Source organism: Streptomyces camponoticapitis (genome assembly GCF_014646115.1).
GTDB classification, from domain to species: Bacteria; Actinomycetota; Actinomycetes; order Streptomycetales; family Streptomycetaceae; genus Streptomyces; species Streptomyces camponoticapitis.
Genome location: NZ_BMMV01000001.1, coordinates 68,261 through 94,703 on the forward strand (window position 1 = coordinate 68,261; position 26,443 = coordinate 94,703).

21 protein-coding genes are annotated in these 26,443 nt (G+C 70.3%); 7 read left to right on the forward strand and 14 right to left on the reverse strand.

The window, feature by feature from the left end; translation table 11 throughout:
- Positions 1-193: 193 nt before the first annotated feature.
- From IEY79_RS00260 to IEY79_RS00270, 3 genes are all read right to left on the reverse strand, one after another.
- Complete coding sequence (locus tag IEY79_RS00260; protein WP_189105589.1) at positions 194-1,639, reverse strand: aldehyde dehydrogenase family protein; 1,446 nt, start codon at positions 1,637-1,639, stop codon at positions 194-196.
- A 286-nt stretch (positions 1,640-1,925) separates the two neighbouring features.
- Positions 1,926-3,503 carry a PucR family transcriptional regulator gene (locus IEY79_RS00265; RefSeq protein WP_189105590.1) on the reverse strand — a complete coding sequence of 526 codons (1,578 nt, stop codon included), beginning with the start codon at positions 3,501-3,503 and terminating at the stop codon, positions 1,926-1,928.
- 218 nt (positions 3,504-3,721) lie between these two features.
- Positions 3,722-6,130 carry an ATP/GTP-binding protein gene (locus IEY79_RS00270; protein WP_229700542.1) on the reverse strand — a complete coding sequence of 803 codons (2,409 nt, stop codon included), beginning with the start codon at positions 6,128-6,130 and terminating at the stop codon, positions 3,722-3,724.
- Between the two features lie 283 nt (positions 6,131-6,413).
- Between IEY79_RS00270 and gabT the strand changes: the two genes are divergently transcribed.
- A complete protein-coding gene (gene gabT, locus IEY79_RS00275) occupies positions 6,414-7,748 on the forward strand; it encodes a 4-aminobutyrate--2-oxoglutarate transaminase (RefSeq protein ID WP_189105178.1) in 1,335 nt (444 codons plus the stop codon).
- Between the two features lie 375 nt (positions 7,749-8,123).
- On the opposite strand, the gene IEY79_RS38155 is transcribed toward gabT, so the two are convergent.
- Positions 8,124-8,258 (reverse strand): hypothetical protein, encoded by a 135-nt coding sequence (locus IEY79_RS38155; RefSeq protein ID WP_308426638.1) that lies wholly within the window; start codon positions 8,256-8,258, stop codon positions 8,124-8,126.
- A 57-nt stretch (positions 8,259-8,315) separates the two neighbouring features.
- On the opposite strand from IEY79_RS38155, the gene IEY79_RS38160 reads away from it, so the two are divergent.
- Positions 8,316-8,756 (forward strand): phosphatase PAP2 family protein, encoded by a 441-nt coding sequence (locus IEY79_RS38160; protein WP_308426639.1) that lies wholly within the window; start codon positions 8,316-8,318, stop codon positions 8,754-8,756.
- Between the two features lie 25 nt (positions 8,757-8,781).
- Here the strand turns inward: IEY79_RS38160 and IEY79_RS00285 are convergent, their stop codons facing one another.
- The 8 genes from IEY79_RS00285 to IEY79_RS00320 all read right to left on the reverse strand — a co-directional run bounded on the left by IEY79_RS00285 (position 8,782) and on the right by IEY79_RS00320 (position 18,908).
- Positions 8,782-10,611: a chitinase gene (locus IEY79_RS00285; RefSeq protein WP_189105180.1), complete on the reverse strand. Its 1,830-nt coding sequence runs from the start codon at positions 10,609-10,611 to the stop codon at positions 8,782-8,784.
- A gap of 208 nt (positions 10,612-10,819) precedes the next feature.
- A complete protein-coding gene (locus IEY79_RS00290) occupies positions 10,820-11,404 on the reverse strand; it encodes a hypothetical protein (RefSeq protein WP_229700544.1) in 585 nt (194 codons plus the stop codon).
- 229 nt (positions 11,405-11,633) lie between these two features.
- Positions 11,634-13,049, reverse strand: coding sequence for an NAD(P)/FAD-dependent oxidoreductase (locus IEY79_RS00295; RefSeq protein ID WP_189105181.1), 1,416 nt, complete (start codon positions 13,047-13,049; stop codon positions 11,634-11,636).
- Between the two features lie 25 nt (positions 13,050-13,074).
- Positions 13,075-13,869: an ABC transporter permease gene (locus IEY79_RS00300; protein WP_189105182.1), complete on the reverse strand. Its 795-nt coding sequence runs from the start codon at positions 13,867-13,869 to the stop codon at positions 13,075-13,077.
- Positions 13,869-14,804 carry an ABC transporter permease gene (locus IEY79_RS00305; protein WP_189105183.1) on the reverse strand — a complete coding sequence of 312 codons (936 nt, stop codon included), beginning with the start codon at positions 14,802-14,804 and terminating at the stop codon, positions 13,869-13,871. Before IEY79_RS00305 ends, IEY79_RS00300 begins: the two co-directional genes overlap by 1 nt.
- Positions 14,801-15,967 (reverse strand): ABC transporter ATP-binding protein, encoded by a 1,167-nt coding sequence (locus IEY79_RS00310; RefSeq protein WP_189105184.1) that lies wholly within the window; start codon positions 15,965-15,967, stop codon positions 14,801-14,803. Before IEY79_RS00310 ends, IEY79_RS00305 begins: the two co-directional genes overlap by 4 nt.
- Positions 15,968-16,101: 134 nt before the next feature.
- Positions 16,102-17,349 carry an ABC transporter substrate-binding protein gene (locus tag IEY79_RS00315; protein WP_189105185.1) on the reverse strand — a complete coding sequence of 416 codons (1,248 nt, stop codon included), beginning with the start codon at positions 17,347-17,349 and terminating at the stop codon, positions 16,102-16,104.
- A 38-nt stretch (positions 17,350-17,387) separates the two neighbouring features.
- Positions 17,388-18,908, reverse strand: a complete 1,521-nt coding sequence (locus IEY79_RS00320) for a gamma-aminobutyraldehyde dehydrogenase (RefSeq protein WP_189105186.1) — start codon at positions 18,906-18,908, stop codon at positions 17,388-17,390.
- 253 nt (positions 18,909-19,161) lie between these two features.
- Between IEY79_RS00320 and ybiA the strand changes: the two genes are divergently transcribed.
- The gene (ybiA, locus tag IEY79_RS00325) at positions 19,162-19,722 is read left to right on the forward strand and encodes a riboflavin biosynthesis intermediates N-glycosidase (protein WP_373292448.1); all 561 of its coding nucleotides are present in this window, start codon (positions 19,162-19,164) and stop codon (positions 19,720-19,722) included.
- 108 nt (positions 19,723-19,830) lie between these two features.
- Here the strand turns inward: ybiA and IEY79_RS00330 are convergent, their stop codons facing one another.
- Entirely contained in the window at positions 19,831-20,544 is a 714-nt protein-coding gene (locus IEY79_RS00330; RefSeq protein WP_189105188.1) for a DUF4190 domain-containing protein, read from the reverse strand.
- 161 nt (positions 20,545-20,705) lie between these two features.
- On the opposite strand from IEY79_RS00330, the gene IEY79_RS00335 reads away from it, so the two are divergent.
- Together IEY79_RS00335 and IEY79_RS00340 are read left to right on the forward strand one after the other, a co-directional pair.
- The gene (locus tag IEY79_RS00335; RefSeq protein WP_189105593.1) at positions 20,706-21,731 is read left to right on the forward strand and encodes an adenosine deaminase; all 1,026 of its coding nucleotides are present in this window, start codon (positions 20,706-20,708) and stop codon (positions 21,729-21,731) included.
- Positions 21,716-22,477, forward strand: coding sequence for a glycerophosphodiester phosphodiesterase (locus tag IEY79_RS00340; RefSeq protein ID WP_373292427.1), 762 nt, complete (start codon positions 21,716-21,718; stop codon positions 22,475-22,477). The genes IEY79_RS00335 and IEY79_RS00340 overlap by 16 nt, the downstream gene beginning before the upstream one ends.
- A gap of 379 nt (positions 22,478-22,856) precedes the next feature.
- On the opposite strand, the gene IEY79_RS00345 is transcribed toward IEY79_RS00340, so the two are convergent.
- Entirely contained in the window at positions 22,857-24,305 is a 1,449-nt protein-coding gene (locus tag IEY79_RS00345) for a gamma-aminobutyraldehyde dehydrogenase (protein ID WP_189105189.1), read from the reverse strand.
- 190 nt (positions 24,306-24,495) lie between these two features.
- Here IEY79_RS00345 and IEY79_RS00350 point away from each other — a divergent pair, with 190 nt between their 5' ends.
- Together IEY79_RS00350 and IEY79_RS00355 are read left to right on the forward strand one after the other, a co-directional pair.
- Positions 24,496-24,993 carry an Lrp/AsnC family transcriptional regulator gene (locus tag IEY79_RS00350; RefSeq protein WP_189105190.1) on the forward strand — a complete coding sequence of 166 codons (498 nt, stop codon included), beginning with the start codon at positions 24,496-24,498 and terminating at the stop codon, positions 24,991-24,993.
- Positions 24,978-26,357, forward strand: coding sequence for an aspartate aminotransferase family protein (locus tag IEY79_RS00355; protein WP_189105191.1), 1,380 nt, complete (start codon positions 24,978-24,980; stop codon positions 26,355-26,357). The genes IEY79_RS00350 and IEY79_RS00355 overlap by 16 nt, the downstream gene beginning before the upstream one ends.
- Positions 26,358-26,443: the final 86 nt, after the last annotated feature.

Genomic DNA, 26,443 nt, shown 5'->3' on the forward strand with positions numbered 1-26,443 from the left:
CTGCCGCGCACCGTCGGCGCCACGGGGCGGAGTCGTTCACCTACCCCGAGGTGGCCGGGACCGCCACTACGGCGGTCCCGGCGGCGTCGCCCTCGGCACGGCCTCGGTGCGGATGCGGCGGGGGCCAGGACGGGGCCGTACGGGGTGCGTGTACGGCCCCGTACGGGCCCCGTCATTGGTCGCGGACCGGGCTTTAGAGGGCGAGGCCCGTGAAGACCATGACGCGCTCGTACGTGTAGTCGTCCATCGCGTACTTCACGCCCTCGCGGCCGACGCCGGACTGCTTGACGCCGCCGTACGGCATCTGGTCGGCGCGGTACGAGGGGATGTCACCGATGATCACGCCGCCGACCTCGAGCGCCCGGTGCGCGCGGAACGCCGCCTGCACGTCGTGGGTGAACACGCCCGCCTGGAGGCCGTACTTGGAGTCGTTCACCGTCTCGAACGCCGCCGCCTCGCCCTCGACGCGGCTGAGGGTGACAACGGGGCCGAAGACCTCCTCACAGGAGATCGTGACGTCCGGCGGGACGTCGGCGAGGACGGTGGGCGTGTAGGACGCCCCGTCACGCTTTCCGCCGGACAGGAGCCGGGCGCCCGCGCGTACGGCCTCGTCCACCCATGCCTCCACGCGCTTGGCGGCGTCCTCGCTGACGAGGGGGCCCACGTCCGTGGCGTCGTCGGACGGGTCACCGGTGACCTGCGCCTCGACGGCGGCGACGATCTTCGGTACGAGGCGCTCGTACAGGGACGCGTCCGCGACGACGCGCTGCACCGAGATGCAGGACTGGCCGCCCTGGTAGTTGGCGAAGGTGCCGATCCGGGTCGCCGCCCAGTCGAGATCCTTCTCGCTCGCGTAGTCGGCGAGGACAACTGCCGCACCGTTGCCGCCGAGTTCGAGGGTGCAGTGCTTGCGGGGCACCGAGTCCATGATGGCGAAGCCGACCTTGTCGGAGCCGGTGAAGGAGATCACCGGCAGCCGCTCGTCCTGCACGAGGGTGGGCATCCGGTCGTTGCCGACGGGCAGCACCGACCAGGCGCCGGCGGGCAGCTCGGTCTCGGCGAGCAGCTCGCCGATGAGCAGGCCGGAGAGCGGCGTCGCGGGTGCGGGCTTGAGGATGATCGGGGCACCGACGGCGATGGCCGGGGCGATCTTGTGCGCGCACAGGTTCAGCGGGAAGTTGAACGGCGCGATCCCGAGCACGACGCCGCGCGGAAAGCGGCGGGTCAGCGCGAGGCGGCCGGTGCCGCCGGCGTCGGTGTCGAGGCGCTGGGCCTCGCCGCCGTTGAACCGGCGGGACTCCTCGGCCGCGAACCGGAAGACCGAGACGGCGCGGCCCACCTCTCCTCGTGCCCACTTCATGGGCTTGCCGTTCTCGGCGGAGATCAGGCGGGCGATCTCCTCGGTGCGCTCGACGAGACGGCGCGAGACATGGTCGAGCGCGGCGGCCCTGACGTGGGCGGGCGTCGCGGCGAACTCGTCGCGCACGGCGTACGCGGCGGCGACGGCCTCTTCGACCTGGGCCTCGGTCGGGACGGCGACCTTGCCGACGAGCCGGCCGTCCCACGGGGACGTGACATCCAAGGTCTCCTCACCGGTGGCCTGGCGCCCGGCGAGCCAGAAGGCATGGGTGGCTGCCACAGTTTCGTTCGGCATTGCGAGTCCCGGCCCTTCCGAAGTGGTGGTGTTGTCTCCCCCACCGTAGGGGCGCGGGCCACGGACGTGATTTGTCCGGGGTGGAGTGGTGGCAGGTGCGTGCTGTGACGCTTTGGCATAGGCGACCGTTGGCGCGCCGTCACCGGAGGAGGGCCGGTGGGCCGGCGTCGACCGCCCGCGGGACGCCCACGGCGGCCCGGCGCGATAACTGCCTAATACGTCGCGGCAGTTGAGGCGAAGAGCGGCTGAGGAGCCGGCCCCTCTCCCTCAGCTACGGCCCCGGCCGCGGCGGCGCCGACGTGGTCTTCAGAGCCAGCCACAGCTCCATCCGCACATCCGGATCGTCCAGCGTGCGGCCCAGGATCTCCTCCACACGCCGCATGCGATAACGAAGCGTATGCCGGTGGACGCCCAGATCCGCCGCGGCGGCGTCCCACTGACCGTGGCGCGAGAGCCAGGCCCTGAGGGAGTCCACCAGGTCGCCGCGCCCCTTGGCGTCGTGCTCGTACAGCGCGCGCAGCATGCCGTCCGCGAAGGCACGCACCGCGTCGTCCGCGAGGAGCGGCAGCAGCGACCCGGCCGCCAGCTCCTCGTGCTCCACCAGCGCGCGGCCCCGTCGGCGCGCGACGGACAGCGACTGTTCGGCCTGTTTGTACGCCCCTGCCGCCGCGATCGGCCCCGTCGGGGCGGAGAGACCGATGACGAGGCCGGCGTCGTCCGCCTCCTGGTCCTTGTACATCTCACAGGCGGCGGCGACCGCGCCCGCGTCCGCCGCGAGAACGACGAGCCGTTCGTCGCCGTCGGGCACGGCGAGCACGGCTTCCCCACCGTGCGCCGCCGACGCCTCCAGCGAGTCGGTCAGCGACTGGAGCGGATCGTCGGCGGCGGGGTCACGTGAATCGGACGCCGCCTCGGCCGGCTCGGCGACGATCAGGCGGAACGGGGCGTCCAGCAGCCCCCCGTACAGATCTCCCGCCACCGCCCGAGCATGGTCGGGCTGTCCTGAGAGGAGCATCCGCAACACCGCGGAGCCGAGCCTCTGCTCGGCCTCCTGAAGGGCGCGGGACCGCTCCGTGGTCAGCGTCAGGAGGGCGACCGCCGAGTGCACCGCGTACCGCTCCGCCGTGCCCAGCGCCGCCCCCGTACCGACGGCGAGGGCGCCCCGTACGCGCCGACCGGTGCCCAGTGACTGGAGCTCGACGCGGTCGTCCGGATCGCCGACCACGGCGCTGGCGGGCGCGGGGCGCTTCCGCAGGCGTTCCACCTCCGGCGTGAGCCGGGCGGCGCGGCGTGCCGCCCAGTCGGGCGCGGCGGCTACCACCGCGCCCGTCGCGTCGTACAGCGCGGCCCAGCCGTCGACGTCCGCGGCGAGGCGGGTGAGCAGCGCGGCGGGGCCTTCGGAGAGCGCGGCGCGGGTCAATTCCCGCTGTGCCTCGAAGCCCGCCGTGACCGCCCGGTACTGATCCGCCGCGATGGCCGCCGAGACGGCCTTGCTGATGGCGAGGAAGGGGGTACGGCGCGGCACGGCCAGCAGCGGCAGCCCCTCCGCGCGGGCGGCGTCGACCAGAGCGTCCGGTATGTCCTCGTAATTGACGCCGACCGCGAAGCCGAGCCCGACGACGCCGGCGCCGACGAGGCGCCGTACGTAGCGCCGCATGGCCTCGGGGTCCTCCGCGTGCAGGGTGACGGCCGTGACGAGCAGCAGCTCGCCGCCGTCCATGTACGGCACCGGGTCTTCGAGTTCACTGACGTGGGCCCAGCGCACCGGCGTATCGAGCCGGTCCTCACCCGCGCGCACGGTGAGCTTGAGCGCCGAGTGCTGGATGAGGGAGGCGAGCGTGGGCGGCATGGCGGACCGTAGGACCTTCATGAAGAGGATGCGCGGGCATTTTCGCCGCCCCGTAGAAACGGCGTACCTCAATTCTGCCAGGGTGTACCAGAAGCGGGTACGGGCTCGGGTGATGCCGAGGGCGGGCGGCAAGGAAGCCGTGACCGAGCCGCCGGCCTCACCTCCTTACGTATGCGGATTGGCGTATGCGGATTGCGACGCGGTCGCTCCGGGGTCGCTCAGGTGCGGAGGTCCACCAGCATCGGCGGCGCGTGCTCCCCGCCGACCGTGGTCAGCGAGAGCACCGCGTGGCCGGCGGGCACGGAGTGGGCCAGTTCGGAGGCCGACCAGCGTTCGCGCTCGACCTCCCGCACCGTGACCGCCTCGGCGGTGGCCGCCTTGCCGGTCACCAGCCGTCGCATGAAGTGCACCGCCTTCGTGAGCGGCTCGTCGGAGATGATCTGCCGGTTGGTGACGTCGCGGGTCTGGACCCACTCCGTGCCCCAGCTCTCCGCGAAGCGCCCGCCGTCCCACGGCCCGAGCCCGGAGAACGCCATGCGGCACCCCACCGCGCCGAGGAGCGGGCCGCGCAGCGGGTCCGGCACGTCTTCCAGCGTGCGCAGCGCCAGGACCACCCCGGCGTTCGCCGAGCGCAGCCGCTGGATGGCTCGGACCGAGTCGCCGGTCACCGTGTACGTCGCGTCGTCCAGGACGAGGCAGGCGAAGAGCGACCGGTCCGCGCGGGCGAGCGCGGCGTCGGTGAACTGGGCGAGAAGCAGCCGGGCGATGATCCGTGACGCCTCGGCGTGGCCCCGTTCGGGCAGGTCGATCCTGACCCTCAGCGGATGCTCGATGGCCCGCAGCGAGAAGGACCGGCTGCTGCCGTCCGTACGGAAGAAGTCGGCGAAGGCGGGCCGGTCCAGGAAGGCGAGCCGTTCGGCCAGGAGCACACCGATGTCGTCGCCGCGCGTCGCCTGCCGCTCGCGCGCGTCCAGCTCGCGAAGCTGCGCGGCAGCGCCGGGGTCGCCGGACGCCTCCAGCGCGGTGCGCAGGGACTGCAGTGCCGTGGGGGAGCCGCCGATCAGTTCGCGCAGTTCCGGTACGGCGGGGAAGCGCCCGTGGACGCTGCGGTAGGGGCCGATGAGCTGGGCGAGCGCGGTGGCGGCCCGGCGCCTGTCCCCGCCGGGAAGACCGGCCGCCAGATCGCCCACGAGTGCCTCCGAGAGCGTCCTCGCGGCCTCGTCGGGGTCGTCGGCACTCCCGTAGAGGTCCAGGTCGTGGGTGGCGTCGGGGCGGCCGACGGCGATCACGAGGTCGAAGGAGTCGTCGGGGGCGAGCGCCGCCCCGTCGGCGGTGACGGCGACGACAGCGGCGCGGTTGGCCAGCGCCTGGAGGCAGAGCGACTCGACGACGGGGCGGACCAGCCGGACCGTCTTGCCGGAGCCCGCGGGCCCGACGGCGAGCAGCGACGTGCCGAGCAGCCCCGGCTCCAGGGCGACGCCGGTGGTGCGCCGCGCGTACGGGTTGCGGGGATGGTCCGCCGCGGTGCCGATCCTGACCTGCCCGGTGGCGAGATCGTGGTGCGCCGTACGCAGCGGCAGGTCACGTACACCCGAAGGGTGCCCGCAGGCGCCCGCCCCGTGCGCGCGGACGGTGTCGGTGAACGCGGGCAGCCGTTCGGGGCGGGTACGGACTCCCTGCCAGGCGCGGCGGATCCGCGCGTAGTCGACGTCGCTGAGGGTGCCGCGGTGCACGGCGTCGGCGAGCTTGGCGGCGGCTTCGGTAAGTCCGGCGGCGCGGAGTTCGGGCCAGTCCGCGGGGTCGGCATCGGCCGGCGTCGGTGGCGGGGGCAGCTCGTCCGGGGTGGCCATCCCGAGGCGGCGCCGTACGGGGGGCCAGATGCCGACCCGCCCGATGACAGCCAGTACGGCGGCGACGAGCAGGACGTAGTAGACGTTCGAGACCCAGGTGAGCCAGGTGACGGTGCGCGGCATCTCGCGCCAGAAACCAGGCAGCAGTACGAAGAGCGGCCACAGTGGCACTCCGTAGCGCCGCCAGACCTCGTTCCAGTTGCCGATACGGCCGAAGCCGACGGCGAGCAGGCTGATGACGAGGGCGTAGTAGAGATAGCTCGCCGCGACGTACAGCTCCACGTGGGGACTGCTCTGGGACCGCCATTCCTCAGGGGTCAGCCACTGGATCGGCAGGAGCCACCAGCTGTCGCCGAAGATCCACCAGCCGCCCAGATAGCCGTTCCAGAGCAGGGACCAGACGAGCCAGCCGCAGAGGTAGGCGACGAGAGCGCCGCTGAAGAGTTGACGCGCCGGTACCTGGTCGGGCTCCTCCGGGGGGCGCGGGCGGTGGCCGAGGCGCCAGATGCCCGGTTCGGCCTCGGGGCGGGGAATCCGCAGCCAGTCGGCCACGGAAGCGCCGATGCCCGGCGCCGGCGCGTGCGTCGGCGAGGGGGGCAGCGCGGGCGGCGCGGCATTCCCCTTCGGGGCGGAGGCCGCGGGCGGGTCGGCCGGCGATCCCGGGGCGAACGGTGGCGGCGCCGACGGCGGCGTGGGGGGCTGGGGCGGTGGCCCCGCCGGACGGGGCACGGGATTGGCTCGTGTGCCGCGCGGGTCGTGCGTGCCGTCGGTGTTCATGAACCCCTGTCCCCTGACCAGCCAGGTCCGCTCTGTACAGGCCTCAATCTAGTGCCCGTGCACGGGGAGTTCACCGTTGCGGCCGTACGGAGTGTTGGTCTCGGACCCTCTGGATCGTGTGAGAGGGGCCGCCCCGTCCTATGTCCGTGGCGGACAACGACACGCCGCGGATGCTCCCGAACGGCGCATGCCCGCCGCCCGCCTCCGCCCCTAGCCTGCGAAGTGAAGGCAGACGCGAGCACGCCGGACACGTAGCGTCCGGAACCACCCCCAGGAGCCCCTCATGACCGCAATCCCGCAGGAGCGGCGCATCGTCACCGCCGTCCCCGGTCCCAAGTCGCTGGAGCTGCAGAACCGCCGTACCGCCGCGGTCGCCGCCGGAGTGGGATCCGTGATGCCCGTCTTCGCGGCCCGCGCGAGCGGCGGCGTCGTCGAGGACGTGGACGGCAACAGCTTCATCGACTTCGGGTCCGGCATCGCGGTGACGTCCGTCGGTTCCTCCGCGGAGGCCGTCGTACGCCGCGCCACGGCCCAGCTCGCCGACTTCACCCACACGTGTTTCATGGTCACGCCGTACGAGGGCTACGTGGAGGTCTGTGAACAGCTCGCCGAGCTGACCCCGGGCGACCACGCCAAGAAGTCCGCGCTGTTCAACTCGGGCGCCGAGGCCGTCGAGAACGCCGTGAAGATCGCGCGCTCGTACACGAAGCGGCAGGCGGTCGTGGTCTTCGACCACGGCTACCACGGCCGCACGAACCTCACGATGGCACTGACCTCGAAGAACATGCCGTACAAGCACGGCTTCGGCCCGTTCGCCCCGGAGATCTACCGCGTCCCCGTCGCGTACGGCTACCGCTGGCCGACCGGCCCGGAGAACGCCGGCGCCGAGGCCTCCGCCCTGGCCATCGACCAGATCAACAAGCAGATCGGCGCGGAGAACGTCGCGGCGATCCTCATCGAGCCGCTGCTCGGCGAGGGTGGCTTCATCGAGCCGGCGAAGGGCTTCCTGCCCGCGCTCGCGAAGTTCGCCAAGGACAACGGCATCGTCTTCGTCGCGGACGAGATCCAGTCCGGTTTCTGCCGGACGGGGCAGTGGTTCGCGTGTGAGGACGAGGGTGTCGTACCCGACCTGATCACCACGGCGAAGGGCATCGCCGGCGGGCTGCCGCTCGCCGCCGTCACGGGGCGTGCGGAGATCATGGACGCGCCGCACTCGGGCGGCCTCGGCGGTACGTACGGCGGGAACCCGGTGGCCTGCGCCGCCGCGCTCGGCGCCATCGAGACGATGCGCGAGCTGGACCTCGTGGCGAAGGCCAGGCGCATCGAGGAGATCATGAAGCCTCGTCTCAAGGAGATGGCCGAGAAGTTCGACGTCATCGGCGACGTACGGGGCCGTGGCGCGATGCTCGCGCTCGAACTGGTCAAGGACCGGGACACGAAGGAGCCGAACCCGGAGGCGACGGCCGCGCTCGCCAAGGCGTGCCACGTGGAAGGGCTGTTGGTCCTCACCACCGGCACGTACAGCAACGTGCTCCGCTTCCTGCCGCCACTGGTGATCGGCGAGGACCTCCTTACGGAGGGCCTGGACATCCTGGAGCAGGCGCTCGCCGGACTCTGACCGTACGAGGCGGGCCACCGCAGGCCCCGCCCCGTATGCCGGCCCCCGGGGCGGGGCTGTGAAGAAGGTGTGCGGGGCCCATGGCGGGTTCAGCTTCCCGCTGTCGGACCTCGCGGCCCTGACGTACGGTTTCGGCAGATGAAAGAAACACCCCGCTCGCAGGAGACTGCGGGCGACCCCACGGCGGCGCTTCCCCGGCTCCGTCCTGGTCGCGTCCTCGGACGCACTGGAGCACCCAGCTCCGGAATTCCTCACCGATCGGACGGCCGCCCGCCCCAAACCCCCCGGGGCGCGCGGCGACCCGATCCCGGCGGCCGTCTCGGAACTACCCCCCCTGTTCCGGGGCGGCCGGCATTCTTCTCCGGGCGCTTCGGCTCAGCAGGCCCCGTCCGCCCCGGCCCCGTCGCTCCCCTCGGGGCGTTCGCCCTCTGCGCCGTTCTCTTCGCGCTCGTCACCTGGCAGGTCGTCGCCGGTGGCCCGCTCCGTAACGCCGATGAGCTCCTGGGCCACGACACCTTCCGACGCGGCCCCGCCGGACTGACGGAATTCCTGGCCGATCTCGGCGGGATGCCGGTGGCCCTGCCGGTCCTGGCCGTGGCGGTCGGATACGCGGTGTGGCGGGGGCACCGTGCGCGGGCGGTGGCGGTCGTGCTGGCCATGGCAGCCGTACCGGTGCTCGTTATCCCCCTCAAGCTGTGGATCGACCGGACGGGGCCGCTCACGACGGAGTCCGGCTACTACCCCTCGGGACACACGGCGACCGCCATGGTCGCCTACTGCGGCGCCGCGCTGCTGTTGCGGCCCCGTACGGGGCGCGAATGGGCGATGCCCGTCGCCGCGGTGCTCAGTGCGGCGACAGGCATCGGTCTGGTGCTACGGGGCTACCACTGGCCGCTCGACGTGGTCGGCAGCTGGCTGCTCTGCGGCATGGTGCTGGCCCTGTTGGTGACGGCCCTGCGGTGCATCGACAACCGCAGGGCCGCCGGCTCGGGGACGGACGACGCCTAGGGCGAGGGGCGCCTTGTGGGCCGGCTCAGCTTCCGAAGTACGCGTCGAAGTTCCTGGAGAACTCCCACTGGTTGAAGCGGTCCCAGTTGATCGACCAGGTCATCAGCCCGCGCAGGGCGGGCCACGTGCCGTGTGTCTGGTACGACCCGCAGTTGGTCTTCTTCGTCAGGCAGTCCAGGGCTTTGTTCACCTCGGACGGGGTGGTGTGGCCGTTGCCCGCCTGCTGCGACGCCGGGAGTCCGATCGCCACCTGGCCCGGGTCGAGCGCCGGGAAGACCTTGGTTGTGTCCCCCGCCACCGGGAAGCCGGTGAGCAGCATGTCGGTCATCGCGATGTGGAAATCGGCGCCGCCCATGGTGTGGTACTGGTTGTCGAGCCCCATGATCGGCCCCGAGTTGTAGTCCTGGACGTGCAGCAGGGTGAGGTCGTCGCGCAGGGCGTGGATGACGGGGAGATACGCCCCCGCGCGCGGGTCCTGGCCGCCGAAGGGGCCGGATCCGTAGAACTGGTAGCCGAGCTGGACGAAGAACGTCTCCGGAGCCATCGTGAGCACGAAGTCCGCCCCGTACTTGGCCTTCAGGCTCTTCACGGCGGAGATCAGGTTGACGATGACGGGGCTCGTCGGGTTGCGGAAATCGGTGTCGCCGTTGTTGAGGGAGAGCGAGTGGCCCTCGAAGTCGATGTCGAGACCGTCGAGGCCGTACTCATCGATGATCTTGGATACGGAACTCACGAAGGCGTCGCGGGCGGCGGTCGAGGCGAGCTGGACCTGACCGTTCTGGCCCCCGATGGAGATCAGGACCTTCTTCCCGGCGGCCTGCTTGCCCTTGATGGCGGCCTTGAACTCGGCGGGTGACTCGACGTTCGGGCATTCGGCGACAGGGCACAGGCTGAAGCGGATGTCCCCCGAGGTGACCGACGTCGGCTCGCCGAAGGCGAGGTTGATGACGTCCCACGAGGCGGGCACGTCGGCCATGCGCGTGTAGCCGGAGCCGTTGGCGAAGCTGGAGTGGAGATAGCCGACCAGGGCGTGGGCGGGGAGGTCCGACTCGTTGCCGCCGCCGTCCGCGGGCCGGGTGGTCGCGGTGACGACGGAGGAGAGCGGGGAGCGGCCGGCGGCGTTGGTGGCGGAGACCTGGAAACGGTAGGCGGTCGCGGGGCTGAGCCCCGTGACGGTGGTCGACGTACCGGTGACGTTCAGGTTCGGGGCGCCGTCGCGGTGCACCGTGTAGCCGGTCGCGCCGGGCACGGGTGACCAGGCGAGGCCGACCGAGGACGCGGTGACTGTCGATGACCTGAGGCCTGCGGGGGCGGCGGCGGGGGGCTGCCCGGTCTCGCCGCCCGGCCCGACGAGGCTGAGGTCGTCGACGTGGTAGGCGGGGGTTCCGTACCAACCGTTGCTGTAGAGGGTCACGGACGTGGTGGCGGGGCCGGTACGGAAGGAGGTGGTGAGTTTCTGCCAACTCGGCGCGGACGGGGTCCATGTTGAGACGTCGGCGGTGCCGGTGCCGGAGGCGCCGAGGTAGACGTAGCTTCCCTGGACCCAGGCGCTCAGGGTGTACGCCGAGTCGGGCCGGACCGTGACGGTCTGGCTGCATTTCGCGTTGTCGCTGCCCGCCGGGGTGGCCTTCAGCGCGGCGGCGCCGCCGTGCACGGGGGTGCTGACGGCCACGCCGCTGCCGCTCGTGCAACTCCAGCCGGTGAGGCCGGACTCGAAGCCGCCGTTGGTGGCGATGTCCGCATCGGCCGCGCGTGCCGTCTCGGCGGAGACGACGAGACCGCCGGCGGTGAGTACGGCCGCCGCGAACGCGGCCACAAGTCTGGGGTACCGAGAAGGTCGTCTGCTGCCTACCACAACTGCCTCCGGGCATCGCGGAATTGAGTGACCGAGCCGGGCACAACATGGTCCAGACCAATCATGTTGTCAAGACCTCTGGCGCTCTACGGCTCCGACTGCCGAACCCCTCCAGGGGGTCTCATCCGCCGCCCCAGCGCCCGACGGGGGCGGCGCGACGCACGAGAGTCCGCACCTCACACACCCCTTGCCCCCGCCCGCTCAGCAGTCAACTCGCCCGGTCATCGCCCCCGTCGTCACCGCTCCGGCCGTGCCCACCGCCGCCACCGGGACCCCGGCCGACAACCCCGCCGTCCCCACCGTCGCCCCCTGCGTCAGCGGCATCGGCGGCATCGGCGGCGATTTCGGCCGCCGCCTCGTGCATCGCGAGCTCCAGCAACGGCGGGTCGGTGAGCGTGCCGGAACCGTCGGGCGGGATCACCCAGCGAACCCCGCCGCCAGCGCGTCCCGGATACGGGACGACGATCCAGGTGCCGCCGCCCGCGCCCCGTACCCCCGTGCCGATCCAGCGGGCGACGGTGCCCGGCGGCACGAAGAACCCGAGGCGCGCGTCGCCGAAGTCGGCCAGGACGGGGCCCGGCCGGTCGACGAGCCGGGTCAGCACCTCCAGCGCCGGATACCCCAGCTCACCGGAAAGGATCAGGACGTCCCAGCGCTTCCCGGCGGGAAGGAGAGCGACCCCGTGCGGGTTCCGCTCCCATTCCCACCGGCAGGCGTCGGGATCGGGCGCCACCGACGCCAGCCATTCCAGCGCGGCCCTCGCCCCCGAGTGGGTCCCCGAGTCAGTCATCATGCGGCCTCCGCCTCCACGTTGTCGGACAGTGCGTTCGCAGAGGGAGAGAGGGAGGTCGCGCCGGATCATTACGCGGGTTCGGACCGGCAGTCGGCGGTGATGTGGGTCACACCGCCAGAGGGGAGACTCATGATTCCGCCAAGACCCGGACCAGGACCCGGACCAGGCCGCGACGGAGCCACGCCCCGGCCGCCAACCCAGCCCGGGCGAGGCCCCCTCCGTACTGAGGTCAGCTGTCGAAGCCCAACCCGACCCGGTCCATGGCCTTCAGCCACAGGTTGCGGCGCCCGCCCCTGACATCCGCGCGGGCCAGCGACCACTTCGTGAGCCCGATCCCCGCCCAGGCAGCCGGCTCCGGCGGGAACGGCACCGGCTTCGTCCTGACCATCTCCAGCTCCGTCCGCTCCGTCCGCTCCCCCGCGAGCAGATCGAGCATCACGTCGGCGCCGAAGCGGGTCGCACCGACACCGAGGCCGGTGTAGCCGGCGGCGTACGCGACCCGCCCGCCGTGCGCCGTACCGAAGAAGGGAGAGAACCGCGAACAGGTGTCGATGGCCCCGCCCCACGCGTGACTGAACCGCACGCCCTCCAACTGAGGGAAGCAGGCGAAGAAGTGGGCGGCCAGCTTGAGATAGGTCTCGGGGCGGTTGTCGAGGGCGGCGTCGAGGCGTCCTCCGTACGGATAGATCGCGTCGTAGCCGCCCCAGAGGACGCGGTTGTCGGCGGTGATCCGGAAGTAGTGGAACTGGTTGGCCCCGTCGCTGAGCCCTTGCCGCCTCTTCCATCCCACGGCGCCGAGCTGGTCCTCGGTGAGGGGCTCGGTCGTCAGGGCGTAGTCGTAGACGGGCACCGTGTACAGCCGCACGCGCCGTACCAGGGACGGGAAGACGTTCGTGCCCAGCGCGACGTGGCGGGCCAGCACGCGGCCGTACGGCGTGCGGACGGCCATGCCGGGTCCGGAGCGGGCCAGTTCGAGACCGGGCGTGTTCTCGTAGATCCGTACGCCGAGGTCCTGGCAGGCCCGCTTCAGCCCCCAGGCGAGCCTCGCCGGGTTGAGCATGGCGACACCCCGCCGGTCCCACAGGCCGCCCAGGAACGTCGGCGAGTCGACCTCCGCGCGCACCGCCTCGCCGTCCAGGAGGTCCAGCCCCGTGAAGCCGGACGCGGTCGCCTCCGCGTGCAACTGGCGGAGATCTTCGAGCTGATGGGGCTCCGTGGCCACGGTGATGTCGCCGGTGCGCTCGAAGTCGCAGTCGATGGCGTAGCGCTCGACGGCCGACTCGATGCCGTCGAGATTGCCCTCGCCCAGGTCCTCCAGCGCCCGCAGCTCGCCGGGCCAGCGGCTGAGTCCGTTGGCGAGGCCGTGGGTGAGGGAGGCGGAGCAGAAGCCGCCGTTACGGCCGGAGGCGGCCCAGCCCACCTCGCGGCTCTCGATCAGTACGACATCGCGGCGCGGGTCGCGCTCCTTGGCGAGGAGCGCGGTCCACAGGCCGCTGTAGCCGCCGCCGACGACAAGCAGGTCGCACCGTTCGTCGCCCGCGAGGGCCGGCACGGCGCCCGGCTTGCCGGGGTCGTCGAGCCAGTAGGCGACGGGCTGTGCGTCGGCGAGTGAGGCGGCTGCTGTACGCATGGCTCCAGGGGCCATGTCTTCCAACTCCTTCGGGTCCTGCTCAGGGGGTTGCGGCCTTCTTCCGCCGACTGCCGACCAGCTGGCCGCCGATCACCATCAGTACCGCGATGGCGAACATCGCCGTCCCAATGACGTTGATTTGCACGGGTGTGCCGCGCTGCGCCGATCCCCACACGAACATGGGGAAGGTGACGGACGAACCGGCGTTGAAGTTCGTGATGATGAAGTCGTCGAACGAGAGGGCGAAGGCGAGCAGCGCCCCCGCCGCGATCCCCGGTGCGGCGATCGGCAGGGTGACCCGTACGAAGGTCTGCACCGGCCCCGCGTACAGATCGCGGGCCGCCTCCTCCAGCTTCGGATCCATCGACATGACGCGTGCCTTGACGGCCGTCACGACGAAGCTGAGACAGAACATGATGTGCGCGATGAGGACGGTCCAGAACCCCAACTCCGCCCCCATGTTCAGGAACAGGGTCAGCAGCGAGGCCGCCATCACGACTTCTGGCATGGCCATCGGCAGGAAGATCAGCGAGTTGATCGCGCCGCGCGCCCGGAAGCGGTAGCGCACCAGCGCGAAGGCGATCATGGTGCCGAGGACGGTGGCCCCGATCGTCGCCCAGACGGCGATCTGGAACGAGAGCGTCAGCGACCCGCAGAGGTCCGCGACGCCGCACGGGTCCTTCCAGGCGTCGAGCGAGAACGTCTGCCACTCGTAGTTGAAGCGCCCCTTCGGCTTGTTGAAGGAGAACACCATCACGACGAGGTTCGGCAGGATCATGTACGCGAGCGTGAGCAGCCCCGCGACGACGACCACATTGCGTCGGATCCAGCGCATCAGACCAGGTCCTCCGTCCCTGAGCGGCGGATGTAGACGGTGACCACGACCAGTACGACCGCCATGAGGATGAAGGAGAGCGCCGCCGCCGTCGGATAGTCGAGCACCCGCAGGAACTGGCTCTGGATCACGCTGCCGACCATCTTGGTGTCGGTGGAGCCGAGCAGTTCCGCGTTGACGTAGTCGCCGCTCGCCGGGATGAAGGTCAGCAGTGTGCCGGAGACGATGCCCGGCATGGACAGCGGGACGGTGACCTTGCGGAAGGTCGTCGCCGGCTTCGCGTAGAGGTCTCCGGCCGCCTCGTGCAGCCGCCCGTCGATGCGCTCCAGCGACGTGTAGAGCGGCAGGATCATGAAAGGCAGGAAGTTGTACGTGAGGCCGCAGACCACGGCCATGGGCGTGGCCAGGACGCGGTCGTCGGCCGTCCAGCCGAGCCAGCTGGTCACGTCGAGCACGCGCAGCGTGTCCAACGCCCCGACCACGGCGCCGTCGTCGGCGAGGATCGTCTTCCAGGCGAGCGTGCGGATCAGGAAGCTGGTGAAGAACGGGGCGATGACCAGGACCAGCAGGAGGTTGCGCCAGCGGCCGGCCTTGAAGGCGATGAGATACGCGAGCGGGTAGCCGAGCAGCAGGCACAGCACGGTGGCGGTGCCCGCGTACAGCAGCGAGCGTACGAAGTGCGGGTAGTACTCCTGGAGCGCGTCCCAGTACGTCTGGAAGTGCCAGGTGACCTTGAAGCCCTCTTCCAGGGAGCCCGTCTGTACGGAGGTCGACGCCTGGTAGACCATCGGCAGCGCGAAGAAGACCACCAGCCACAGGATGCCGGGCAGCAGCAGCCAGTAGGGGACGAGGCGTTTACGGCGCGGGACCTTGCGTACTGTCGCGTCGGTGACCGGTGGTGTGGCCGGCGCGGGTGGTGCTGCCGTGGTGGTCACGCCCCCTCCTCGTCCACCGTCTTGACGCCCGCGTCGATGTCCTGGGCCGCGTCGAGCCCGAAGGTGTGCGCGGGGTTCCAGTGCAGGACCACCTCGGCCCCCGGAACGAGCCGGCCGTCGCGCTCGATGTTCTGCGCGTAGACCTCCAACTCCGCACAGACGGGGCTGTCGATGACGTACTGCGTCGAGACTCCGATGAAGCTGGAGTCGACGATGCGCCCCGTGATCCGGTTGCGGCCCGCGGGGATGGAACCCTCGTCGTCCGCGTGCCCGAGGGAGATCTTCTCGGGGCGTACGCCGACGAGCAGCCGACCGCCGTCCGGGACCTGCGTCGTAAGGCGGTCGGCGGGCAGCCTCAGTTTCACGCCCGCGGACGTCACCACCACCTCGTCGCCGGTCTTCTCCGCGACGTCGGCCTCGATGAGGTTGGAGGTGCCGAGGAAGTTGGCGACGAAGGTGGTCTGCGGGTTCTCGTACAGTTCCGCCGGAGCGCCCAGTTGCTCGACCCGCCCCGCGTTCATCACGGCGACGGTGTCGGCCATCGTCATGGCCTCCTCCTGGTCGTGCGTGACGTGCACGAAGGTGATGCCGACCTCCGTCTGGATGCGCTTGAGCTCCAGCTGCATCTGGCGGCGCAGCTTGAGGTCGAGTGCGCCGAGGGGCTCGTCGAGCAGCAGCACCTTCGGGTGGTTGATGAGGGCGCGGGCCACCGCGACGCGCTGCTGCTGCCCGCCGGAGAGCTGGTGCGGCTTGCGCTTCGCGAAGTCACCGAGCTGGACCAGGTCGAGCATGTCGCCGACCTGTTTCTTCACCGACTTGATGCCGCGACGGCGCAGGCCGAAGGCGACGTTCTCGTAGATGTCGAGGTGCGGGAAGAGCGCGTAACTCTGGAAGACGGTGTTGACGGGGCGCTTGTGCGGCGGCAGGCCGGTGACGTCCTTGTCGCCGAGGAAGACCGATCCGGTGGTCGGGTCCTCCAGGCCGGCGATCATCCGCAGCGTGGTGGTCTTGCCGCAGCCCGAGGCACCGAGGAGGGCGAAGAACGAGCCCTCCGGGACGGTGAGGTCGAGGGGTTTGACGGCGTGGAAGGAGCCGTACGACTTGCTTATCCCGGTGAGGCGGACGTCGTCGCCGCCCCGGTCGGTGGATGCGGTCTCAGTCATGGATAACGATCCCGGGGGCTTGGGAGGGGCGGAACGGAGCGGAAGGGGGCCTCTGGGACCCCGCGGCCTGTGGCAGCGAGCCGACGGCCTGAGGGTGCCTCGTACGGCCGCACGGGCCTGTCGGACCTGGCGGTCTAGGCGCCGATGAGCTTGGCGAACTTCTCCTCGTACGACGTCTCTTCCTCACCGCTCAGCGAACGGAAGGCGTGGGACCGCGAGGCCATCGCCGCGTCGGGAAGGATCAGGGGATTGGACGCCATCGACTCGTCGATCTTCGCGAGCTCCGTACGGACGCCTTCGACGGGGCAGACGTAGTTGATGTACGCGGCGAGCTGGGCGGCCATCGGAAGCTCGTAGTAGTGGTCGATGAGCTTCTCGGCGTTGGTCTTGTGCCGGGCCTTCGCCGGGACCAGCAGGTTGTCGCTGGAGATCATGTAGCCGGACTCCGGGATGGCGAACTGGATGTCCGGGTTGTCCGCCTGGAGCTGCACGATGTCGCCGGCCCAGGCGACGCACGCCGCGATGTCGCCCTTGCTGAGATCCGCCGTGTAGTCGTTGCCGGTGAAACGGCGGATCTGCTTCTTGTCGACGGCCTTCTGAATACGGGCGACGGCGCCGTCGAAGTCGTCGTCGGAGAACGACGCCGGGTCCTTGCCCATGTCGAGCAGCGTCAGCCCGATGGAGTCGCGCATCTCGGAGAGGAACGACACCCGCCCCTTGAGGTCGGGATCGTCGAGCAGCTGCGAGATGGACTCGACCTTGCGGCCCCCCGTCGCCTTCTTGTTGTAGGCGATGACGGAGGGGATACCGGTCCACGGATATGTGTAGGCGCGCCCCGGATCCCAGTCGGGCGAGCGGAACTGCTGGGACAGATTCGCGAACGCGTGGGGCAAGTTGGCGGGATCGAGCTTCTGTGCCCAGCCGAGCCGGATGATGCGGGCGGCGAGCCAGTCGGTTACGCAGATGAGGTCGCGCCCCGTGTCCTGGCCGGCCGCGAGCTGCGGCTGGATCTTGCCGAAGAACTCGACGTTGTCGTTGATGTCCGCCGTGTACTTCACCTGGATCCCGGTGCGTCTCGTGAACGCCTCCAGGGTGGGGAAGCTCTTCTCGTCCTCGCTGACGTCCATGTACTCGGTCCAGTTGGAGAAGACGACGCGCTTCTCCTTCGCCGAGTGGTCGGTGGAGGCGGTGCCCCCGCTCTCGCCTTTCGCGGGCGGAATCCCGCAGGCGCCGAGCGCTGCGACGCCGCCGATCGTGAGCGCCCCGGCGCCAGTGGCACGCAGCAGCGAACGGCGGCTGAGCGCGCCCCGTCCGTTGCTCAGGCTGCGACGCGTCGCGGCTATCTGGGCCGCGGAGAGACGGTCTGGCTCGTACTGCTCCATGGGCGGTGCCCTTTCGGGTGAGGAGAGGGTGCGAAGAGTTAAGGACGGTCCCCGAAGATTGTGCGGTGCCAGTCCTTCCTGGCGGCCCCGGTGTTGTCGTACATCACATGCTTGACCTGCGTGTACTCCTCGAACGAGTACGCGGACATGTCTTTTCCGTAACCACTGGCCTTGTAGCCGCCGTGCGGCATCTCGCTGATGATCGGGATGTGGTCGTTCACCCAGACGCAGCCGGCCTTGATCTCGCGGGTGGCGCGCCCCGTGCGGTACACGTCGCGGCTCCATACGGAGGCGGCGAGGCCGTACGGGGTGTCGTTGGCGAGGCGGATGCCCTCGTCGTCGGAGTCGAAGGCCAGCACCACCAGGACGGGGCCGAAGATCTCCGACTGCACGATCTCGCTGTCCTGGGCGGCGTCCACGACGAGGGTGGGGAGGTAGTACGCGCCGTCGGCGAGATCGGCACCGTCCGGGGCGGAGCCGCCGGTGACGACGCGGGCGTAACCGCGGGCCCGCTCGACGATCCCCGCGACGCGGTCGCGGTGCGCGTGCGAGATCAGCGGCCCCATGTCGGTCGACGGGGCGAACGGGTCGCCGAGGCGCACCGTCTCCATCAGCGCGGCGACGGCGCTCACGAACGCGTCGTAGAGCGGGCGCTGGACGTAGGCGCGGGTAGCGGCCGTGCAGTCCTGCCCCGTGTTGATGAGCGAGCCGGCGACGGCGCCGTGGACGGCGGCCTCCAGGTCGGCGTCGTCGAAGACCAGGAACGGGGCCTTGCCACCGAGTTCCAGATGCAGCCGCTTGACGGTGGCCGTGGCGATCTCGGCGACGCGCTTCCCGACGGCGGTGGACCCCGTGAAGGAGGTCATGACGACGTCCGGGTGACCGACGAGGTGCTCGCCCGCGTCGGCGCCCGCCCCGTTGACGATGTTGATCACGCCGTCGGGGATTCCGGCCTCCTGCGCCGCCTGCGCGAACAGCAGTGAGGTGAACGGCGTCAGTTCGGACGGCTTCAGCACGATCGTGTTGCCCGCCGCGACCGCCGGAAGGATCTTCCAGGCGGCCATCTGGAGCGGGTAGTTCCAGGGGGCGATGGAGCCGACCACGCCGATCGGCTCGCGGCGTACGTAGGAGGTGTGGTCGGCGCTGTACTCACCCGCCGACGCGCCCTCCGGATGACGAGCGGCACCGGCGAAGAAGGCGGCGTTGTCGACGGTCCCGGGAACGTCGAACTCCGTGGACAGCTTGATCGGCTTTCCGCACTGGAGCGACTCCGCCTCCGCGAATTCCGTCGCCCGCTCGGCGAGTACGGCGGCGAAACGGTGCAGCGCGTCGGAACGCTCCCCCGGGGTGGCGCCGGCCCAGCCCGGGTACGCGGCGAGCGCGGCCGCGACGGCCGCGTCGACGTCGGCGGGGCCCGCCAGTTCGTATGTGAACAGTTCCCGGCCCGTCGCCGGGTCGACCACGGCGTGCGTACGGCCCGAGGTGCCGGGACGCAGCCGGCCGTCGATGAACTGCGCACCGTCCGCGAAGCGGTCCCGCGCGGGGAAGCGGTTGCCCATGGCGTTCTCCGTGTTCCGGCCGTCCTACGGCTGTCTTGCGGCTGTCTTGCGGCTGTCGCCTCAGTCGAACGAAGCCGCGAGTGTTGTTCTGGCTTGAATTGAGTGCCGATACTGACAGAGCACGGGGCGTCCAACAAGTGATTCCGTTGTTGCCTTTTGGTTACGCGACGGAATCGGTTGACCTTGTGTCGCTCCACCGGCTTGATCGGCAGACGGACTGTCAGTGGCGGCTGGCACACTCACGTGCATGGGGATGATCACGGCTGCGGAGCTGATCGACCGTACGGGTCGCGGCGTGAAGGTCAAGTACCTGTACTTCTGGGGGCACACCCCACGGCCGGACGGGGAGATCGGCGTGAGCTGCCTCAGCCAGTGGTGGCAGTCACCGTTCACGGTCGACGGGGTCGAGTACGCGACGGCGGAGCACTGGATGATGGCCGCCAAGGCCCGGCTCTTCGACGACCCGGAGGCCGAGCGGAAGGCGCTGGCCGCGTCCGGACCGGCGCAGGCGAAGAAGGCGGGGCGGCTGGTGCGCGGGTTCGACGAGACCGTATGGAAGCGCGAGCGGTCCGGCATCGTCGTGGAGGGCAACGTGCACAAGTTCCGGCAGGACAACCGGCTGCGCGACTACCTGCTGGCCACCGGCGACCGGGTGCTCGTCGAGGCCAGTCCCATGGACCGGATATGGGGCATCGGACTGGCCGCGGACGACGAGCGGGCGCAGGATCCCGCGCGCTGGCGCGGGCTGAATCTGCTGGGCTTCGCCCTGATGGAGGCGCGCGAGCGGCTCCGGGCGGAGGTGGCTGAGGCCTGACGGCGCGGAGACCGCCGGAGGAAAGGGCACCGGGCCGACGGACGTGCGGAGCGGGGGCGTTCCCCCGGCGGGACCGGCGCTTGGTTCAGCGGTCGGATCGGCGGTTGATCATCGGTCGGCGTCCACGAGAAGCATGGCGGAGTAACCGCCGGTGCCACTGTCGAAGTCGTCGTTGTCGTTGAAGTCATCGTTGATCGCGTCGGTGATGCCCCAGATGATGAGGCCGATGACGACCACGCCGATGACGATCCCGATGGTGCCCATGATGATCCCGGAGAGGGCCTGCCCCCTGTTGGTCGCCTCACCCCGCTCGGCACGCTTCTTGCCGACCACACCGAAGATCACGGCGAGAATGCCCAGGACGATACCGACGACGCCGTACAGGCAGAAGAGACAGATCGACAGAATGCCCAGCGTCATCGCGGCGACGCCCATGCCGTTCGCGGGGGCGGACCAGGAGCCCTGGCCGTATCCCGGATAGCCGGGGTACGCCTGGTAGCCGGGGTAGGGAGTGCCGCTCGGCGTGCTCGGGTAGCCGTACGGACCGGAAGAAGTCGGGGCCGGCCCCCCAGGGGCTATCGGCGGCGGCGGTACGGCTCCGAAGGCCGCCCCGGCGCCGGGAGCGGCGCCACCGCCCGAATCCGGCCCCGCACCGGGCATCGCGGTGACGGTCGGCTGGTCGTAGACAGGCCGCACCGGAGGCGCGTCCTGAATGTGCGCAGGCGCCTGTTCCGGCTTGCCCAACGGCACCCCGCGCTCCGGCGGCGCCCAGGGATCGCTCGGCACGTGGCCGCCCGCCGGCTGCCCGCTGCTGTCTGACATGGTCCTCCCCCATCGTGATTCCGTCATGCTAAGGCCTCTGCCGGGCGCCCCACCCTCCCCGCCTACGATGATCCGTGTCCGGTACAGCCCTGGGCAGGGGGACGTCCTGCCCGGCGGACGGCGACACCCTTTCCGCCGCCGCTCAGCACGCGGAGGACCCGATGACCGACCTTCTCCCCTTCATCGCAGGGCTGCCCAAAGCCGAGCTGCATGTCCATCACGTCGGCTCGGCCTCGCCCCGTATCGTCTCGGAGCTGGCCGCCAGGCACCCGAGCTCCAAGGTGCCGACCAGCCCGGAGGCGTTGGCCGACTACTTCGTCTTCACCGACTTCGCGCACTTCATCGACGTCTACCTCTCGGTCGTGGATCTGCTGCGCACCCCGGAGGACGTCCGGCTGCTGACGTTCGAGATCGCCCGCGACATGGCCCGGCAGAACATCCGCTACGCCGAGCTGACGATCACCCCCTTCAGCTCGACCCGGCGCGGCATCCCCGAGAAGGCCTTCATGGAGGCGATCGAGGACGCCCGCAAGTCGGCCGAGGCCGAGTTCGGCGTCGTACTGCGGTGGTGCTTCGACATTCCGGGCGAGGCCGGCATGGAAGCCGCGGACGAGACCTTGCGGCTCGCGGTCGACCTCCGCCCCGAGGGGCTGGTGTCCTTCGGACTGGGCGGCCCGGAGATCGGCGTACCGCGGCCCCAGTTCAAACCCCACTTCGACCGGGCGGTCGCCGAAGGGCTGCACTCCGTGCCGCACGCGGGCGAGACGACGGGGCCCGGCACGGTGTGGGACGCGCTCAGGGAACTGAGCGCCGAACGGATCGGTCACGGCATCAGCTCCGCCCAGGACGTGGAGTTGATGGCGTACCTCGCCGAGAACCGCGTCCCTCTGGAGGTCTGCCCCACCTCCAACATCGCCACGCGGGCGGTCACCGACATCGAGCTGCACCCGATCAGGACGCTGGTCTCCGCAGGGGTACTGGTGACGGTCAACAGCGACGACCCGCCCATGTTCGGCACCGACCTCAACAACGAGTACGCGGTCGCGGCGCGGCTGCTGGAGTTGGACGAGCGGGGGGTGGCGGGGCTCGCGAAGAACGCCGTCGAGGCGTCCTTCCTCGACCGGGCGGGCAAGGACCGGCTGAACGCCGAGATCGACACGTACACCGCCCAGTGGCTCTCCAAGTGACGGCGGCACGGGGCGGGGACGGCGGCGCGGTGCCGCGGCCCGTCGTGGCCGTGGGGCACCGGGGCGACCCGTACCGCGTACGTGAGAACACCCTCCCGTCGGTCCGCTCCGCCCTGGAACGGGGCGCCGACGCCGTGGAGGTCGACGTACGTGTCACGCGCGACGGGGTGCCCGTGCTGCTGCACGACTCCTCGTTGAAACGGCTTTGGGGACATGACCTGGCGGTCGCCGACATCACCCACGCCGACCTGAGCGACCTCACACGGGGCGGCGTGCCGACGCTTCTGGCGGCGCTGCGGGCGCCGGGGCCGGTGTCGGACGCGCGCCTGATGATCGATCTGCCGGACTCCAGGAAGGAGACGGTGGACACGGTGGTCGGCACGGTGCGCGAATGCGGTGCTGGGGAGCGGGTGTACTACTGCGCCGGCGCCGACGCGATGCTCGCCGTACGGGCCGCGGACCCAGCAGCCGAAATCGCGATGACGTGGCAGTCGTTGGCCCCGCCGCGCCCCGTGCTGCTGGAAGCGGTGCGGCCCCGTTGGCTCAACTACCGCTTCGGTCTGGTGAGTCGGGAGCTTACGGAGCGCGTCCATCGCGACGGGTATCTGGTCTCGGCCTGGACGGTGGACACGGGGCGGAGCATGCGACGCCTGGTCGGGGCGGGAGTCGACTCGATCACCACGAACCGCATCGACAAGCTCGCGAGTGAGCTCCGCACCGACCGGCTCAGGGGGCCGGGGGCGTAAGGAAGGCGGGGGGGCGGGGGCGGGCTCGGGGCTGATCTCCGCGCCCCAACCGCCGAGAACGGGGCCCGAGTTGAGCCGTGGCCCGCCGCCCCTGCGCGCGACGGCGGTGGCGCCCGTAGAAGTCGGAGGCCGGCCCCGTACGGACGACGCGGGGTGGGGTACGGACGACGAGCATGTCCGTACCCCACCCCCCGGAAGCCTCAACTCGGGCGATGCCCCTTCGAGTTGGCGAGCGGAGCCGCACCGCGGCGACGGCACGCCGACACGACCCGGCCCGGCCGGTCACCGGCGCCCGCGCCACCTCAGCGACGCGCGCACTGCACGTACCTCAGCGCCTCCGCACCCCTCACGCACGCCTCACACACGCCTCACACACGCCTCAGGCGTCGAGCGACGTCATCACGTGCTTGATACGGGTGTAGTCGTCGAAGCCGTACGCCGACAGGTCCTTGCCGTAGCCCGACTTCTTGAAGCCGCCGTGCGGCATCTCCGCGACCAGCGGGATGTGCGTGTTGATCCACACGCACCCGAAGTCCAGGCTCTTGGACATACGCATCGCGCGCCCGTGGTCCTTCGTCCACACCGAGGAGGCGAGGGCGAACTCCACCCCGTTCGCGTACTCCAGCGCTTGCGCCTCGTCGGTGAACGACTGCACCGTGATGACGGGCCCGAACACCTCGTTCTGGATGATCTCGTCGTCCTGCTTCAGGCCCGAGACGACGGTCGGCGCGTAGAAGTACCCCTTGTCGCCGACCCGGTGCCCGCCCGCCTCGACCTTGGCGTGGGCCGGCAGCCGCTCGATGAAGCCCGAGACGTGCTTCAGCTGGTTCGCGTTGTTCAGCGGCCCGTACAGGACGTCCTCGTCGTCCGGCTTCCCGGTCTTGGTCTCCGCGGCGGCCTTCGCCAGCACGGCCACGAACTCGTCGTGGATCGACTCGTGCACCAGGACGCGGCATGCCGCCGTACAGTCCTGCCCGGCGTTGAAGAAGCCGGCCACCGAAATGTCCTCGACGGCCTTGGCGATCGCCTCGCCGTCGAGGTCCTCGAAGACCACGACGGGCGCCTTGCCGCCCAGCTCCAGATGCACGCGCTTGACGTCCCGGGAGGCGGACTCGGCGACCTGCATCCCGGCCCGCACGGAGCCGGTGATCGAGACCATCGCCGGAGTCGCGTGCTCGACCATGGTGCGCCCGCTGTCGCGGTCACCGCAGATGACGTTGAAGACGCCCTTGGGCGCGATCGCGCCGATGATCTCCGCCATCAGCAGCGTGGAGGCGGGGGTGGTGTCGGACGGCTTCAGTACGACGGTGTTGCCCGCCGCGAGCGCCGGGGCGAACTTCCACACGGCCATCATCATCGGGTAGTTCCACGGCGCCACCTGCGCGCACACGCCCACCGGCTCACGCCGCACGATGGAGGTGAAACCGTCCATGTACTCGCCGGCCGAACGTCCTTCGAGCATCCGCGCCGCACCCGCGAAGAAGCGGATCTGGTCCATCATCGGCGGGATCTCTTCGGTGCGGGTCAGTTCGAGCGGCTTGCCGGTGTTCTCCGACTCCGCGGCGATCAGATCCTCGGCGCGCTCCTCGAGCGCGTCCGCGATCTTGAGCATCACCTTCTGGCGCTCGGCCGGGGTGGTGTCGCGCCAGGCAGGGAACGCCGCGGCGGCGGCCTTCATGGCGGCGTCGACGTCGGCCTGGCCGGAAAGCGGGGACGTCGCGTAGGCCTCGCCCGTGACCGGGTTGACCACCTCGATGGTCCGCCCGTCGGCGGCGTCCCGGAACTCCCCGTTGATGTAGTTACGCAGACGGCGCAGCTCGGTGGTCACTGCCACCCCTCCTTACAGATGTCATGCCCGGATGTCCGATGGGTGAGATACCCACCCTAAGCGTTCCGCCGACGCTTTCGACAGGCCCGACCCCTCCGAACTTCGGATTCAGTCTTATTCGAACCCTCACACAACGAATTTCATCGCTTCGGGGTTGCAAGACGGGCGAGTCGCGGTGCACAGTGACCTGGTGGCCAGTCGCAGCGCAGACCCCAGGAACGGGCACGGAAACGGATCGTCCCCGGCGATCGACAGCGTGTCCCTCGCGATCATCGAACAGCTTCAGGAGGACGGCCGGCGCCCCTACGCCGCGATCGGCAAGGCCGTGGGCCTGTCCGAGGCAGCCGTACGGCAGCGCGTCCAGAAGCTGCTCGACCAGGGGGTCATGCAGATCGTGGCCGTCACCGACCCGCTGACCGTCGGTTTCCGGCGCCAGGCGATGGTCGGCATCAACGTCGAGGGCGACCTGGACCCGGTGGCCGACGCGCTCGCGGAGATGGACGAGTGCGAGTACGTGGTGATGACCGCGGGCTCCTTCGACCTGATGGTGGAGATCGTCTGCGAGGACGACGACCACCTGCTGGATGTCATCAACAAAAGGATCCGCGCGCTCCCCGGCGTGCGTTCCACCGAGAGCTTCGTCTACCTCAAGTTGAAGAAGCAGACCTACATGTGGGGAACCCGATAGCCGTGAGCAAGGACCTCTCCAAAACCGCTTACGACCACCTGTGGATGCATTTCACCCGCATGTCGTCGTACGAGAACGCACCCGTGCCCACCATCGTGCGTGGTGAGGGCACCTACATCTACGACATCAACGGCAAGCGTTACCTGGACGGTCTCTCCGGCCTGTTCGTGGTCAACGCGGGCCACGGGCGCCATGAGTTGGCCGAGACGGCCTACAAGCAGGCTCAGGAGCTCGCCTTCTTCCCCGTGTGGTCCTACGCCCACCCGAAGGCGGTCGAGCTGGCCGAGCGGCTGGCCCACTACGCACCCGGGGACCTCAACAAGGTCTTCTTCACCACCGGCGGCGGCGAGGCGGTCGAGACCGCCTGGAAGCTCGCCAAGCAGTACTTCAAGCTCACGGGCAAGCCCACCAAGTACAAGGTCATCTCGCGCGCAGTCGCCTACCACGGCACGCCCCAGGGGGCGCTGTCCATCACCGGACTGCCCGCCCTGAAGGCCCCGTTCGAGCCGCTGGTCCCCGGCGCCCGCAAGGTGCCGAACACCAACATCTACCGCGCCCCGCTCCACGGCGACGACCCGGAGGCCTTCGGCCGCTGGGCCGCCGACCAGATCGAGCAGCAGATCCTCTTCGAGGGCGCGGACACGGTCGCCGCCGTCTTCCTGGAGCCGGTGCAGAACGCGGGCGGCTGTTTCCCGCCCCCGCCGGGCTACTTCCAGCGGGTCCGCGAGATCTGCGACCAGTACGACGTGCTGCTCGTCTCGGACGAGGTCATCTGCGCCTTCGGCCGGCTCGGCACGATGTTCGGCTGCGACAAGTTCGGCTACGTGCCCGACATGATCACCTGCGCCAAGGGCATGACGTCGGGCTACTCACCGATAGGTGCCTGCATCATCTCCGACCGTCTCGCCGAGCCCTTCTACCAAGGTGACAACACCTTCCTGCACGGCTACACCTTCGGCGGCCACCCGGTCTCCGCGGCCGTCGGTCTCACCAACCTCGACATCTTCGAGCGCGAGGGCCTCAACCAGCATGTGCTGGACAACGAGGACGCGTTCTTCTCCACGCTGCGCAAGCTCCACGACCTGCCGATAGTCGGCGACGTACGGGGCAACGGCTTCTTCTACGGCATCGAACTGGTCAAGGACAAGGTCACCAAGGAGTCGTTCACGGACGAGGAGACGGAGCGCGTCCTGTACGGCTTCCTCTCCAAGGCTCTGTACGACAACGGGCTGTACTGCCGCGCCGACGACCGCGGCGACCCGGTCGTACAGCTGGCGCCGCCGCTGATCTCCGACCAGTCGACGTTCGACGAGATCGAGCAGATCCTGCGCACCGTGCTGACGGAGGCCTGGACGAAGCTCTGATCACCGCGGCCGGCCGCGTGTACGGGGCGGCGAAGGGCGGGGACGGGGCGGGAACGGGGCGGTTCTCGTCGCACCGTACGCCTCGT